Below are 14,895 nucleotides of genomic sequence, written 5' to 3'. Positions count from 1 at the left end.
CCCGATCGAGGAAGATGCGCGGGCGGGGGAGAAAGTTGTCATGACTCCAGCCTGAGCATCGCCGTCACCAGCCGATACAGCGATCGTGTTGGCGGGGCACAATGAGTGCTTGTGGCGACGCGGCGATTGACGGACCGGATCCTGGATCTCGACACGCTGGAGGTGCTCGAACGCATCGCCGAGGCGGGCTCGCTCTCCCGCGCTGCCGAAGCCCTCGGTGTCACCCAGCAGGCCGTCTCGGCGCGTCTGCGGGTAGCGGAGCGCGCCATCGGGCAGCCGCTCGTGCGCCGCTCTCCGATCGGGTCCCTGATGACCGACGCGGGCCGGCTCGTGCTCGAGTTGGCCGGCCCGGTCCTCGAGGCGTCCCGCCGCCTCGAGGCGGGCGCGGCGGCACTGCGACAGCCGACCGGCTCACTGGTTCTCGCGGCGTCGCAGACCATCGCCGAACTGCTGCTCCCACGCTGGCTCCTCGAATTCCGACAGCGCACACCCGAGGTGAGTGTGCAGCTGATCGCCGGCAATTCAGCCACGGTCACAGAGCTCGTGCGATCCGGTGCGGCGCAGCTCGGATTCGTCGAGACACCGGCGTCCACTGCCACGCTCTCCTCTGACGTGGTCACGGAGGACGAACTCGCTGTCGTCGTGGCACCGGACCACCCCTGGGCACGCGCGGCGAGTATCGGCGCCGAGGAGTTGGCCGGGACCGCACTGCTGACGCGAGAGGAAGGCTCCGGCACCCGGACGACCCTCGAAGCATGGCTCCACGACGCCGGGCTCGCACTCACGACTCCCGCCGCGATCCTGGAGACGACGGCGATCATCCGAGCGAACGCCCGCGCCGGCATCGCGCCCGCCGTCATGAGCATCCTCACCGTCGAAACAGATCTCGCCGCGCGCTCACTGATACGAGTGCCCCTCCGCGGACCAGCACTCGTGCGACCCCTCCGCGCCATCTGGTCCGATCGAATCGGGTCGTCCGCGGCGGCGTTCCTGGAGATCGCACACGAGTTGCGCTGACCGGTGCACGGCTCGTCGCTACGCCGATCACGCCAGCGGCCGTGTCTGCTCGAGCTACAGCGATCTGGTCGATCTGCCCACGGCGGCGCGGACGTCATGTCGCGGTGATGGCGAAGAGCCCGGCGATGCCGACGGTGTAGAGCGCGAGCACGATCAACGAGTCGATTCCCATGCCGGCGATGCGGCGGGTGGGTCGGAAGATCAGTCCGACGATGTAGACGAGGGTGAGCAGGGCGGCGAGAGCGGTGAGGTAGATGTCGGACGAGTTCGCCTGCGGGAGGACTGCGGTGCCGGAGAGGACGGTGGCGACGAGGAACAGGACGGGGAGGAAGGCGTTGCCGCCGAAGATGTCGCTGATGGCGAGGTTGTCGTCGCCCTGCTTGATGGCTTGCAGCCCGGTCGAGATCTCGGGGAGGGAGGTGGCGAGAGCGAGCACGGTGGCTCCGAACAGCACCCCGGAGAGACCGAGCTGCGAGGATGCTGCGTCACCGGCGCGCTCGAGCACGACACCGGCGAGGAGGGTCGCCGCGGCGGAGATCGTGAACACGATGGTCGCCTTGCGTGTGCTCATCGGGTGCGTCTTCTTCTTCGAGGGGGATGCTGTCGCGTCGGGGGCCCGCCCGTCCTCGTGCCAGGGGAGGTGCTTGCCGGAGCGTTGCACGAGCAGCAGCCCGACGACCCAGAGGCCGGCGATGAGGACGACGTCCGGGGTCAGGCGCAGCACTTCAAGTCCGGAGGGCAGCTGGCTGCCGGCGATGACGACGGCGAGCACCGCGACGACCACGAGCCCCTCGAGCACGAGTGTGAGGGACGCGGCACGGTAGGTGAGCGGCTTCGCACCCTTTCCGCGCTTGCCGAACAGGTCGAGGACGACGAGGACCACGGTCTGCAGTGCGATGCCGCCGAGGATGTTGCCGACCGCGACGTCCAGGTTCCCGGAGAGCGCGGCGGACACGGTGATCGCGATCTCCGGCAGGTTCGTCGCGACGGCGAGAACGATCAGACCGCCCAGCGCACTCCCCAGGTGCAGACGCGCATCCAGAACGTCCGTGGCCTTCGACAACTGGATGCCGGCGACCCACACCACTGCGGCGGCGGCGAGAAAGATGACGACGAGAACAACGAAGGGCAGACCATCCATGCAGTGAGTGAACCGCGCCGACGACGATTCGCGACCCCCTTGCGCCTGAGCTGCTTCTCACCGCCTCGCGCGCGGTGGTCTCCGTGGTGATCGGTTCGACCGCGTGCCGTCCTCGACGACACCCCGATCGTCGGGTCGAGCGTGATCCCACCGTTCGTTCCCGAGGCGCGCTTCGTCAGTAGCAGCCGATTCGGGTACGCCGCAGCGTCCGCACGTGAACGCGCGGGCAGTTGGCGGGGACCAGACCCGGGAGGAAGGCACCGGTGTCGCCCGCAGTGCATCTGCGACACTCCACTGGCTCCAGATCCTGCGATCCTCGAGCGGCTTGACCGGATCGTCGGTGACCGTGTCCCGTGGCAGACGCATCAGATGGCCGGTGACGTTGCACACGCTCTGGCGACGCTCGCGGACCGTGTCGATGCGGTCATGATCATTGTCGGCACGAAGGAGCCGTCTCTGCGTCGCACCGTGCAGGAGGTCTTCTCCGGTGCCGTCGGCGCCCGTCTCGCTCACCGTCAGCACCGGCCGGCCCTCATGATCCCCCTCGCCCCGGTCGATGATTCGGAGCCGCTGCCCTGGTCCTGACCGAGGTGCGGGCGTAGGCTGACGGCAGTGGTGATGGATCCCGCCCGAGCGTGAGCTCGAACTGCCGCCGAGGCTGATGGTTCCTACCTTCTCGATCAGAGACCAGGTAGGTGACCCATGCCCGCGCATCCCCCGCTCGTCCTCGTGCGCCACGGTGAGAGCACCGGCAACGCCGACGGTCTCTTCTGCGGCGTCCTCGACGTCCCCCTCACCGACCTCGGACGTGACGAAGCGCGACAGGCCGCGACGCTACTGAGGGACGCATCGATCGACCCCGATCTGATCCTCACGTCGACCCTGCAACGCTCCACCGAATCGGCCCGGATCATCGCCGGCGCCCTTCCAGGGCGGCCGCGGATCGTCGCGGCCCAGTGGCGGCTGAACGAGCGCAACTACGGAGCGCTCACCGGCCTGTCCACAAGCGCCGTCGGAGCCCGGTACGGGGCCGACGCCTTCCTGGAGTGGCGCCGGTCGATGGACGTCCGCCCGCCTGCTCTGTCCGCCGCCGCCTTCGTGCAGCTGCACAGGTCCGCGGCGTTCCGTGGGCAGCCGGCCGAGGCGATGACGGAGACGGAGTCGTTGCGCGACGTCGTCCACCGACTGCAGCCGCTCCTCGAGGAGCGAATCCTGCCCGCCCTCCAGGAGGGCGAGACGGTGCTCATCGTCGGGCACGGCAACTCCCTGCGCGCGCTGCGCGCCCTTCTCGAGGACCTCGGCGATGCCGCGGTCCGCGATCTGAACATCCCGACGGGTCAGCCGTACCTGTACGACACCGGGCCGTCCGGGACACCGATCTCGAGGAGCGGACGCTACCTCGACCCCGCAAGAGCCGACCGGGCGGCGATCACGCTCGCCCACGAAGGAGGAACCTGATGAACGCCTACATCAGCCACACCCGCACCAGCATCCACGGGACGGGCGAGTACGTCACCCACCCCGCCGGACACCCGCTGGTCATCACCGACGTCGCCGCACGGCAGATCCTCGACTCCCGCGGCTTCCCGACCGTCGCTGTCACCCTGCGTCTGGACGACGACACCGTCCTGGACGCCTCCGCCCCCGCGGGCGCCTCGACGGGCGCGTTCGAAGCGGTCGAGCTGCGCGACGGCGGCCCCGCGTTCGGCGGACGCGGAGTCCGCTCCGCTGTCGCGGCCGTCGACGGCGAGATCCGCGCCCTCCTGCTCGATCACTCCTGGACTTCGCTTCGCGAGATCGACGAAGCGCTGCGAGCGCTGGATGGAACCGCGAACCTCGCCCGCCTCGGAGCGAACTCCGTCGTCGCCGTCTCCATCGCGGCCGCCCGCGCCTTCGCCGCGCGCACCGGCCTGCCCCTGCACCGGTGGATCGCCGATCACACCGGGGCGACCGCCTCCCTGCCCGTCCCGCACTTCAACGTCATCAACGGCGGCGCGCACGCCGCGAACGGCCTCGACTTCCAAGAGTTCATGATCGCCCCCGTCTCCGCCGGCACCGAGGAGGAGGCAGTGCAGGTCGGCGCCGAGATCTATCACGCCCTCGCCGCCCGCGTCCGCACCGCCTACGGCACCTCCGGGCTCGGCGACGAGGGCGGCTTCGCGCCCCCCATCGACCGGCCCGAAGACGCCCTGGACCTCCTCGTCGCAGCGATCACCGACGCCGGATACCAGCCCGGCACCGGTGACATCGCGATCGCGATGGATCCCGCCGCGAACGGCTTCTTCCACGGCGACGGCCACTACACCGTCGCCGGCACCGATCTCGACCGCGACGCACTCGCCCGCTACTACGAGAAGCTGATCGCCGACTACCCGATCCGCAGCATCGAGGACGGCTTCGCCGAGGACGACCACGAGGGCTGGGCCCTCCTCGCCCACGCCATCAGCGACCGGGTGCAGCTCGTGGGAGACGACCTCTACGTCACCGACGCCGACCGCATCCGCGACGGAGCCCGCGACGGCTACTCCAACGCCGCACTCATCAAGCCCAATCAGATCGGCACCATCACCGGCACCCTCGACGCGATCGCGGCCGCGCACGACGCCGGCATGCGCTGCATGGTCTCCCACCGCTCCGGCGAGACCCTCGACACCTTCATCGCCGACCTCTCGGTGGGAACCGGAGTCGGGCAGATCAAATCCGGCGCCCCCGCGCGCGGCGAGAGGGTCGCGAAGTACAACCGCCTCGTCGACATCGAACACCTCGACCCCACGCTGCACTACGGTCTCACCCACTGACCCGCCCCCTCCCGAAAGGTCCCACTCCCCGTGACTGATGACCGCCACCGTCACCGCCCCCCGGACCCCGACCCCGAGCTGCCGGTCGACAGCGACCTCGACGTCGACGACGCCCCCGACGGGACGCCACGACCCGTGCACCTGCGTCCGCGATACCTCCTCCTCGTCGCCGCCGGCGGCACGGTCGGGACCGGGGCGCGGGAAGGCCTGACCCTCGCGTTCCCCGCCGATCCCGCCTTCGACACCGTCGTCTTCGCCATCAACATCGTCGGCGCGCTCCTGCTCGGCGTACTCCTGGAGAGCCTCGCCAGAGCCGGCAGCGACGAGGGCCGACGCCGCACCGCACGGCTGCTGCTCGGTACCGGAGCGCTCGGAGGCTTCACCACCTACAGCACCCTCGCCACCGACACCGCCCACCTGCTCACCACAGGACACCCCGCACCCGCCGCTCTCTACGCGCTCGGCACCGTCCTGCTCGGTGCCCTCGCGTCCTGGACCGGAGTCGCCCTCGCCGCAGCACTCCACCGGCGACGCACGCAGAGGAAGGTGCCGGCATGACACCCGCACTGTTCCTCGCGCTCTCCCTCGCCGGTGGAATCGGAGCCGCAACACGGCTCCTCCTCGATGGGCTCATCAAGGCCCGCACCGGCGGCGCCTACCCCTGGGGCACCACCGTCATCAACGTCACCGGATCACTCCTCCTCGGCCTGATCACCGGCCTCGCCCTCGCAGGCATCGCCCCCGAGCCGTGGCGACTCGTCCTCGGCACCGGCTTCCTCGGCGGCTACACCACCTTCTCCACCGCCAGCCTCGAAACCGTCCGTCTCCTCGCCGAAGGACGCCAACTCGCCTCCGCCATCAACGCCCTCGGCACGCTCCTCCTCAGCGTCATCGCCGCAGCAACAGGACTCTGGCTCGGAGGCGCGCGATGAGCATCATCGATGCATCCTCACCGGCAGTGGTGGTCGGTCTTGCCGGCGTCGATTCCGGCCCGGAGTCGGGGCACGCAGGGTCCTTCCGTTCAGCGGGTGCGGTGCGCCGTGAACGACCTCGCCGGCATGTCATCACGGGGCGATCTGGTCGCGTCTCTCCATGAGCGGTCCTGCCGTTGCGGGGTCCCGGGCGGCTCATCACGGCATGTCATCAGGCGGCTGAAGGCGGTCAGCCGTACCCGGGACCCCTGGCGCGTTCCGGAGCCGACAACTGCCCCGAATCCACGGAGACAACGGTGAGGAAGGCGGTCGGACTCCGGGGGAGCGACGCCGACCGGGACGCGGAGCGGCGTCAGCAGTGGGAGGGCCTCGACCCCGTGCTGCGCTCCCTCGGCTTCCCGAAGGGGCTGTGACGCCGGCCCGGTGGACCTCACCGGGTCGGCGCCCGCGCGCTCAGCGGTTCGCGGGTCGGAGCCCCAGCAGCGTGTCGATGATCACGAAGGCCGCGAGGCTCGCCCCCAGGAGCGGGAGGAACAGCCCGACCGCGGCGGCGACCACCAGGACGGACGCGACTCCCCACCACGGCGCGCGCCGGAGCGCTCCCCGGGCCGGCGGGGTGCCGCCGAGCCGTCGGGGGCCGCGGGTGGGGCGGCGCTTCCACCACATCAGGTACCCGAGCACGACCATCGTGGAGATGCCGGCCGCGGTGACGAACAGCAGCAGCTGGTTGGGCAGCCCGAACATCGAGCCCATGTGCGTGTCGATGCCCCAGCGGGAGAGCTTGGCGACGAGGCCGAAGTCGGCGAAGTCGACCCGGTCGACGACCTGCATCGTGCTCCCGTCGATCGCGACGCCGTCGACCTCGGTCGGGAAGCTGCGCTGGATCTCCTGCACGACCCAGGCCGAGCCCTCCGCCGCGGGCGGCCGGATCTCGACCAGTCCCGTGTTCACGTTGACCTCGCGGGCGACCGAGAGCACCGAGTCGTAGGCGGCCGGCGAGTAGCCCGCCGTCGACTCGCCGGCGTCGCCGGTGGCCGCGCCGTGTCCGGCGTGTCCGGCGTGCTCGTCGGCCACCTCGCCGGTCCGGTCGCCGAGCGTCGTCCCCAGCGAGGGTGTGGTCCAGCCGACAGCGGAGCGGAGGGTCTCGAAGTTCCCGCCTCCGTAGAGCGACCAGGTGATGCCGGTGGTCGAGAGGAACAGGGCGCCGACGAGCAGCCAGACGCCGGTGGAGGCGTGCCAGGAGAACAGGCGCTTGTAGCCGGTGGTCCTCGGCGCGGGGCGCAGCAGGTCCCTCTTCACGCGGGCGCGGCGGAGGCGGATGATCCAGAGGCCCAGGCCGGCGAGGGCGACGACCCCCAGCCAGGAGGCGGCGAGCTCGCTGTAGTAGCGGCCCACGTCCCCGAGGTGCAGCGTCCGGTGCAGGTCGCTGACCCAGGTCCGCAACGGCAGGGCGCCGCTGGTGCCGTAGGCGGTGAGGTCGCCGCGGACGTCGGCGGTGGCCGGGTCGATGAAGACCGCGCGGGTCTCGCTGGCGCCGAGCGACGGGTCCGCGTACATCACCCGGGTGGTGTCGCCGGGGTTCGGCGCGGGGCGGACGGCGACGATGCTCTGCCCGCCTCCGGTGTACGCGTCGGCGGCGTCGATCTGGTCGGCCAGGGGCAGGGAGGTGTCCGCTTCGGGGGCGTGCAGCTCCTGCGCGTAGACGACCTGCTCGAGCTGCGGGGTGAGTGCGTAGAGCGCTCCGCTGGTCGCGGCGACGAGGATGAACGGCCCGACGAACAGGGCGGCGGAGAAGTGCAGGCGGAGCAGCAGCTGTCCGAGCCAGCCTCCGCTGCTTCTGCGCGGCGGGGGCGGGGTGTCGGCGGAGTCGCGGGGTCTCGTGGCGGTGGTGGTCATGCTTCTGGTCCTTCGGTGCTGTGGCGGGTGCCGGTGAGGGTCAGAGGAGGGTGTCGCCGATGTAGCCGCCCTCGACGCAGCCCGGCGGGATCGCGAAGACGGCGGAGCCGATCGGCGTCGTCCACTCGTTGAGCAGGTCCAGCTCGTCCAGTCGCCTCTGGATCGGCACGAACTGCGCGGTGACGTCGGCCTGGTACGCCGCGAAGATCAGCCCGGAGTTCGAGATCTCCTCGCCCGTCGGGGTGTCGTCGTAGTTGTAGGCGCGGCGGTGGAAGCGCTCGGCGGTGTTCTCCGAGCGGGCGCGCCTCATGTGCGAGAACTCCGGGATCACCGGGAAGCCGATTGCCGTCGTCGCCTCGAAGTCGGGCTCGTCGGCCTCCGCCGTCCCGGTGAGGGGCGCGCCGTTCGCGAGGGTCCGGGGAGGAGACGGGTCGGTCAGACGCCGCGGGGACCTCCGGGGAGGTCCTCGCCGCGGCTCGCGTCGATGATCAGGAGGCGGGCTGCAGAGGGGGGCCGCGCCGCAGCGCCGCCTGGGGGAAGACGCCCGAGGCGAGGGGGAGCACGTCGCGCAGCTCGAAGGAGGAGCGTCGCGCGGGTCGAGGAGCGGCCACCGGAGCCGGCACGACCCGCACCAGGCGGGTGACGAGGTGGCTCGTCGTCGCGGCGACTCGGACGAGGAGGGACTCGCCGCGGTGGAGCGCCGCGGTCGTCGCGACGGCGGCGACGAGGTGCGCCGCCCACATCGAGGAGCCGGTCATCCCGCTGTGCGTCATCGCCGCGCTGACGTCGATCACGGCACCGTGGTGCGCGTGCACCATTGGCGCATCGACCGGCCCCGCGAAGGTCCCGATCGTGAAGAGCGTGTGGAACAGGAACTGGCTGACTCCCACCGAGACCGCCAGGCGGACCAGGGAGAGCCTGCGCCCGGCGAGCGCCACGCACACCAGGACCGACAGGACGAGCGGCATCGCGACACCGAGCGGACCCGGGATCTGGCCGCCGCCGGCCACGTGTGAGAACAGCGCGACGAGCGTCGCCACCGTCGCCGCGACGACACCCCGGAGGGTGCGCAGCGGGCGCGACGACGACATCTCCCCAGTGTCGCAGACGCCTCCTTCCCGCGGAGGACCGCTCTCGGGCGAGAGGGGCGGCCGGCCGACGGTTCCTCTCAGCGCGCCGCGGAGGCTCCGGGGCGTCACTTCTCGGGCCGGACCACCAGCCCGACGCCGCCGCCGCGCCGCACCGGTTCGGCGACCGCGGTCATCCGGCCGGAGGGGTCGACCTCGATGGCGGCCACCGCGCCGATCTGCGCGGCCGAGGTGAAGGTGTCGCCCGAGGGGACCAGCTGCTGGCCGAAGGGCGCGAGGTCGTCGGCGTACGCCTCGATGAACTCGGGCTCGGCGGAGGTCGTCGCGCCGTTGCGCTGGGAGGCGCGGGGCGCTGCCACCGCCTCGGGGAGCGTCATGCCGAGGTCGATGCGGTTGACCAGGGTCTGCAGGACCGTCGTGATGATCGTGGATCCGCCCGGCGAGCCGACGACGAACCGCACGTCCCCGCCGTCGAGCACGATCGTCGGCGACATCGACGAGCGCGGGCGCTTGCCCGGCTCGATCCGGTTCGGGTCCCCGTCGACGAAGGTGGGGGAGAAGTCGGTCATCTCGTTGTTGAGGAGGAAGCCGCGGCCGGGGACGGTCATCGCCGAGCCGCCGGTCTGCTCGATCGTGAGCGTGTAGGAGGCGGCGTTGCCCCACTTGTCGACGACCGAGAGGTGGGTGGTGGAGATGTTCTCGGTGTCCGACTCCACCGCGGCGGGGGCGGTCGCGCATCCGGAGCCGTCGAGCGCGCCGGGCGGGACCGGGCGGACGGAGGCGGTCGCCGGGTCGATCGTGCAGTCCCGCGAGTCCGCGAACTCCTGGCTGAGGAGCGTCTCGGTGGGCACGTCGACGAAGGCCGGGCCGCCGACGTAGGCGCCGCGGTCGGCGAAGGCGCGGGCGGACGCCTCGAGGTAGAGGTGCAGGGCGCTGCCCGTGTCCTCGGACGCGAGGTCGTGGTTCTCGAGGATGTTGAGGGCCTCGCCGACCGCGATCCCGCCGGAGGAGGAGGGCGCCATCCCGTAGACGTCGAGTCCGCGGTAGGAGACGCGGGTCGGCGCCTGCTCGGCGACCGAGTACGCCGCGAGGTCGGCGGCGGTCATCGTGCCGGCCGGGGCGGGGAGGTCCGACCCCTTGGCGATCCGCGGGTTCTGGACCGTGTCGGCGATCTCGGCGGCCAGCGCGCCCTCGTAGAACGCGTCCGGCCCGTGGACGGCGATGGAGGTCAGCGTCTTCGCGAGGTCGAGGTTGCGGAAGGTGCTGCCCACCTTCGGCGCGTCCCCTCCGGGGAGGAACAGCTCGGCCGTGTCGGGGAACGCCTGGAACCGCTCGAGGTTGTCGAGCGTCTGGTTGCGGAAGGTCTCGTCCACCCGGAAGCCCTTCGCCGCGAGCGCGATCGAGGGCGCCAGCACGACGGGGAGCGGCAGGGTGCCGAAGCGGTCGACCGCGGTGTCCCAGGTCGCCACCGTGCCGGGCACGCCGACCGCGACGCCGGAGGAGACGAGGTCCGGGGTGAACGGGTACGGGGCTCCGGTCGCGGGGTCGAGGAACGCGTCCGAGGTGATCCCGGCCGGCGCTGTCTCGCGTCCGTCGATGGTGCTGACCTCGCCGGAGGCCTTGTCGAAGTAGACGAAGTACCCGCCTCCGCCGATGCCGGCGCTGTACGGCTCGCTCACGCCGAGGGCCGCGGCCGTGGCGACCGCGGCGTCAGCTGCGTTGCCGCCGCGCTTCAGCACCTCCATGCCCACGCGGCTCGCGTTCGCGTCGACGCTCGAGACCGCTCCGCCGTAGCCCACCTGCGTCGAGGGCGAGATGAGCGGTCCGCCGAGGAAGTCGCGGATCTTCTCGGGCGTGAGCCCGCTGTCCTTCAGGTATCCGGAGACGGGCCTGTCGAGAGCGGACGCCGGTGCGGCACCCGCCACTCCCACTGCGACGACCGCGACCAGCGCGATCGCGATCCTGCGGAGCACGGGTGTCGTGGCCATGGCGTTCCTCCATCGGAACTCTGTGGTGCGCGGTCGGCGATGCGGGTCCCCCCAACCTAGGGGCGAGGTGGGGGTGCGGGGTAGGGGGTGTGCCGTGGGCTCCGCGGCATCAGTTCCACTTGATCGGAGGCGAAATGCGGCCCTTCGCCATCGGTCGCATCTGCTGGCGTCAGCGCTCAAGAACCGATCGCTCTTCCGGGGGCAAATGCTGCTCGCAAACACTTGGCCCTTACGTGCGAACTCTCATGACATGCGTGCGGCCACGGTCTTTCCAACCTCAGGCCAAATTTTTCCTCAGTCAGCACCGAGCTGAACCAATACCATGAGGTCATGGAACTCGCTAAGCACAAGGCTCGATGATGTCGGACCAGACATTCTCGGCCTCAAACTTTCAAGATATTTGGGACCGCGAGTCGCGACGTGGCCGAAAAATGAATGATCTCGTTCCCGGGCTGGAAGCATATAGTCAAGAGTTGCGGCGGCTTCGGGGGATGCGAAACATCGCGGTTTCAGCTCTGCCGACCGATTCGTCATCTCGAATCGAGCATGAGACGGAATTCGCGGAGAAGAGGCTTCAAGCCACAGTCAAAAGGCGTGAACTTCTCACAAGCACTTTGCAGAAGTACAGCGTGGAAGCGTCGCGGCGGATCGCCGTCGGGAACTATGCACTTGACCTAAGTCAAGTCGGTACAAGGAAGGGTAAGGAGGTGTATAAGTTGTTGCGGCGATCAAATGCGGACTTTTTCGTCGCAAAACAGCTTGAACAGAACCTCATTGACGCTTTCAAGCTGACAACAACCGATCGGCACTTGATGGTGACTCAGGTTGCTAAACTGCTCTCTGATAGAAGCCCCAAAACACTTCTCAAGGCTGACGTGACGGCCTTCTTCGATAACGTGACTCATCATAGCCTATTGCTTCTTATAGACCAGAACCGCCTGGTGAGTAGAACTTCCTACCAATTCGTTCGTCAGCTACTCACTGACTATGCAAATTTCACTGGACGCAAAATGGGTCTGCCTAGGGGAGTCGGCTTAAGTTCATTTCTCTCAGAAATCTACCTCCAACAAGTGGACGACACGGTCAGAAAGATAAAAGGTGTAATCTACTACTCACGATACGTCGACGACATAGTAGTAATCTCGTCACATAAATCTCAATCTGTTGCCGTTGAGGCGGTCAAGCCCGTGTTATCGAAGCTGCTTCGGACAAGAGGGCTTTCCCTCAACGCAAAAAAAACTCGATCATATTCCTCGAATGATCGTGCAGACTATCGCATTCTGCATCTTCTCGGCTATGAGTACCGGCTCCGGCTTAGAGAGGGGCTGGTCGAGTTGGATATTTCGAAGCGCAAATTTGAACGGTATATTGCTCGTATAAATGCTGCATTTGACCGTTTTGAGCGGACGGCGCCCGAGAACGTCGGTTCGGCTACAGCACTGGTGACTCGTGTTCGTATGCTTACTGGTAACCGACGAGTCTCGCGTTCGTCAGGAAATACAATGATGGGCATCTCCTTTTCGAATAGAGCGCTAGTCGAGCCCAGTGCAAGGATGGCGTTACTAGATCAGCATCTTCTAAGTAGAGCAAGATCAACCACCGTTTCTGCAGGGCTTCAGTCGCGCCTTTCGGAGTTGACGTTCTCTGATGGTTTTGCGTCGGTTCGATTCGACAGATTTTCTCAACGACAACTAGCCGAGGCGGGGAAGGTTTGGCGTTATGCCCAAGAATAGCAACCGATACAAGATCCGTCATAAACCAATGCGAGCCGTGCTCTCGGAATTTCTTCCTTACGAACTTCCCGCTGGCTTCTCAAATGCGGGTTTTTACGCCTTCTTGACGCAACACCATGCAACGTTTGTCGGGAAGGACTTGTATATTCGCAATGAGCCTGGCGTAGAGGAACTGCTGCGCCTGGCTCTCGGCCCCCGAATTAGCTGGATGCCAGAAATAAACCAAAGGGGAAAGTGGTTTAGAGTTACTCCCAAAATGCTAGATGTGAAGACCGTTCCTTATCGGTTCCGAATTCGTCACGGTGAACAAGATTTTCGCGACCTTTCTCTTCCGCATCCGCGAACACAACTTGCATTTGTCCGCTTCTATGACGAGTACAGAAGCTTGATCACTCATTTCGGTCAGTTAAGTAGCTATTCGCTCAGAAAACCTGTGGAAGAGGCTCGCGTTACGGTAGTGCGAGACGATCTATTTGCGAAGAAGATCGAACGGGAAAAATTTGGCGTTGAGTCGAAAAGACATGAGTATAGCAAGCTTCGGTCATTTTTCCGCTACGATCTGTACTCAAATATTCACAGCTTCTATGATTCCCCTGAGTTTGTCGAATCGGAAAAGAAGTACTCAAAACTCCTTCGCCTCGATGTTTCGAAGTGTTTTGATTCTATTTACACTCACTCCCTCGAGTGGGCGGTCTACGGCCGTGACAACGTGAAGTCCAATAGGACCGCTTTTAAAGGGACTTTTCCAAGCCGCTTCGATGCCCTCATGCGGGCAATGAATGAGGACGAGACAAACGGCATTCTGATCGGACCGGAAGTGTCACGCATCTTTGCCGAGCTAATACTCCAACGCATCGATCGAGACGTTGAGGCGCAGCTCGAGTCAGAAGGGCTCCTGGCGGGTCGCGACTACTCTGGTTATAGATATGTCGATGATTTCTTCTTCTTTTTTAACGACTCGTCTACTGGGGCTTCTGTCAACGAAGCAGTGCGGACTTGCTTGAGACGATACAAGCTTCATATTCAAGAGTCGAAGATAGAGAACGTCGTGACTCCTTATCTCACTCCATTGAGTCTTGCGAAAGTCGAAGTCCGAAGTCTGCTGTCCAGCTCAGAACTGAATCCACAACCTGTCGCTTGTTGCGGGGAAGGCGCTCAGGGGTGGTTGATTCCTAGCTCGGCTACAGCGTTCCGGCAGCTTATCCCATCTTATAAGTCGATCCTATCGAGGACAGCGGTTCGACCACGTGAACTGGCGAATTATGCGCTTGTCCAAGTCGAGGAGGCACTCGAGCGTTTTGCCAGTCCGCTCATTTTGTCGGAGGAAACTAAATTGACGCCGGAGGGCCGGAGCGAGCGGGATTCTTTTATCTTAGATCGCTTCTCGGCGGCGATCGAGTTTGCGTTTTTCATCTATAGCGGGTCGGGCCTGGCTAGTGCGGCGGTGAAGGTTGCGCGAATATCCGCTTTTACACTGAAGGCGGCAAGGTCGATTGAGATGTCTGTAGATCGGCAGGAATATCTTCGGCAAACCTTGTATTCAGAGGTGATGTTGCAAATGGTCCGATACCCCATGGCGCAGAATGCAATGATCGAGGGTCTTTACCTTCTCGATTTGCTTGGCGAGCTTGGCGAGGGTTACGCGGTGCCGGAAGCGTCTTTAATGTCATTTCTTGGCGTTGCACATCCTGATACAAACTTCGCGGAAGTGCCCGAGTGGTTTCATGCCACTGCGGCTATGACAGTAATCAGGTATATCAAAGATGGTCCTGATTACCGGCGGCTTCGCGGGCTTGTCGATAAATGGATTCTTGTCCGACTTGAAGAACTTCTTCGAGAGGAAGACGACAATGCCGAGCGGGCGGTGCTCGCGCTCGATGTGATGTCTTCACCTTATTTCGACGAAGCGTTCAAGCGTCGAATCTTGGAGCTACACGGCGCAAAATCGACGAGAGCAGCCGTCACAGCTGTAGAAAGGGTTGGTCCCCAATGGTTCACGGATTGGACCAAGAAGGACCTGCACTCGCACCTCTTGGACAAGCGCTCGCAACAGGTATACTGAAGACGCGCGCCGACCTGACTAACGTCACACACCTGCGCATGGGCTCTACATCGGCTACCGGGCCCACTCAACCCGCTTATTCTTCACGGGGTTAGCGCCTGTTGGGCGGCACCCACCACTCGCCACCGAGACGACCGCGACCAGCGCGATCGCGATCCTGCGGAGCACGGGTGTCGTGGCCATGGCGTTCCTCCATCGGAACTCAGTGGTGCGCGGTCGGCGATGCGGGTCCCCCCAACC

The 14,895-nt window shown here is 66.2% G+C and carries 12 protein-coding genes, 1 pseudogene and 1 riboswitch; of the genes and pseudogenes, 8 read left to right on the top strand and 5 right to left on the bottom strand.

The features are described from left to right. Positions 1 to 111: 111 nt before the first annotated feature. Positions 112 to 1,017: a LysR family transcriptional regulator gene (locus tag C5C74_RS05225; RefSeq protein WP_104351109.1), complete on the top strand. Its 906-nt coding sequence runs from the start codon at positions 112 to 114 to the stop codon at positions 1,015 to 1,017. 94 nt (positions 1,018 to 1,111) lie between these two features. On the opposite strand, the gene C5C74_RS05220 is transcribed toward C5C74_RS05225, so the two are convergent. Continuing rightward, a complete protein-coding gene (locus tag C5C74_RS05220) occupies positions 1,112 to 2,158 on the bottom strand; it encodes a sodium:calcium antiporter (RefSeq protein ID WP_104267626.1) in 1,047 nt (348 codons plus the stop codon). Positions 2,159 to 2,527: 369 nt separating this feature from the next. On the opposite strand from C5C74_RS05220, the gene C5C74_RS05215 reads away from it, so the two are divergent. The 5 genes from C5C74_RS05215 to crcB all read left to right on the top strand — a co-directional run bounded on the left by C5C74_RS05215 (position 2,528) and on the right by crcB (position 5,888). Further along, positions 2,528 to 2,743, top strand: a complete 216-nt coding sequence (locus tag C5C74_RS05215; protein ID WP_104248139.1) for a hypothetical protein — start codon at positions 2,528 to 2,530, stop codon at positions 2,741 to 2,743. 20 nt (positions 2,744 to 2,763) lie between these two features. Then, a riboswitch (Fluoride riboswitch) is annotated at positions 2,764 to 2,836 on the top strand. A gap of 24 nt (positions 2,837 to 2,860) precedes the next feature. Beyond that, positions 2,861 to 3,616, top strand: a complete 756-nt coding sequence (locus C5C74_RS05210; protein ID WP_104273837.1) for a 2,3-diphosphoglycerate-dependent phosphoglycerate mutase — start codon at positions 2,861 to 2,863, stop codon at positions 3,614 to 3,616. Continuing rightward, on the top strand, positions 3,616 to 4,956 hold the full coding sequence (gene eno / locus C5C74_RS05205) for a phosphopyruvate hydratase (protein WP_104234121.1): 1,341 nt from the start codon (positions 3,616 to 3,618) through the stop codon (positions 4,954 to 4,956). Before C5C74_RS05210 ends, eno begins: the two co-directional genes overlap by 1 nt. Positions 4,957 to 4,986: 30 nt before the next feature. Continuing rightward, a complete protein-coding gene (locus C5C74_RS05200) occupies positions 4,987 to 5,514 on the top strand; it encodes a CrcB family protein (RefSeq protein WP_258062373.1) in 528 nt (175 codons plus the stop codon). Then, the gene (crcB, locus tag C5C74_RS05195) at positions 5,511 to 5,888 is read left to right on the top strand and encodes a fluoride efflux transporter CrcB (protein WP_104224798.1); all 378 of its coding nucleotides are present in this window, start codon (positions 5,511 to 5,513) and stop codon (positions 5,886 to 5,888) included. The genes C5C74_RS05200 and crcB overlap by 4 nt, the downstream gene beginning before the upstream one ends. 453 nt (positions 5,889 to 6,341) lie before the next feature. Here crcB and C5C74_RS05190 read toward each other — a convergent pair whose 3' ends face one another. The 4 genes and pseudogenes from C5C74_RS05190 to ggt form a co-directional block, all read right to left on the bottom strand. Next, positions 6,342 to 7,784, bottom strand: coding sequence for a PepSY domain-containing protein (locus C5C74_RS05190; RefSeq protein WP_104351108.1), 1,443 nt, complete (start codon positions 7,782 to 7,784; stop codon positions 6,342 to 6,344). A gap of 40 nt (positions 7,785 to 7,824) precedes the next feature. Then, positions 7,825 to 8,205, bottom strand: a pseudogene (locus tag C5C74_RS05185) (Dyp-type peroxidase); the annotation flags it as partial. Between the two features lie 67 nt (positions 8,206 to 8,272). Further along, complete coding sequence (locus C5C74_RS05180; protein ID WP_104351107.1) at positions 8,273 to 8,875, bottom strand: hypothetical protein; 603 nt, start codon at positions 8,873 to 8,875, stop codon at positions 8,273 to 8,275. 104 nt (positions 8,876 to 8,979) lie between these two features. After that, entirely contained in the window at positions 8,980 to 10,860 is a 1,881-nt protein-coding gene (gene ggt, locus C5C74_RS05175; protein ID WP_104351106.1) for a gamma-glutamyltransferase, read from the bottom strand. Positions 10,861 to 11,219: 359 nt separating this feature from the next. On the opposite strand from ggt, the gene drt3a reads away from it, so the two are divergent. Continuing rightward, entirely contained in the window at positions 11,220 to 12,593 is a 1,374-nt protein-coding gene (gene drt3a / locus C5C74_RS05170) for an antiviral reverse transcriptase Drt3a (RefSeq protein ID WP_181134648.1), read from the top strand. Continuing rightward, positions 12,580 to 14,655, top strand: a complete 2,076-nt coding sequence (gene drt3b / locus C5C74_RS05165; RefSeq protein WP_104351104.1) for an antiviral reverse transcriptase Drt3b — start codon at positions 12,580 to 12,582, stop codon at positions 14,653 to 14,655. Before drt3a ends, drt3b begins: the two co-directional genes overlap by 14 nt. Positions 14,656 to 14,895: the final 240 nt, after the last annotated feature.

It is taken from the genome of Rathayibacter sp. AY1E8, assembly GCF_002931415.1.
GTDB lineage: Bacteria > Actinomycetota > Actinomycetes > Actinomycetales > Microbacteriaceae > Rathayibacter.
This window is presented reverse-complemented; position numbering and strand designations above follow the sequence as displayed.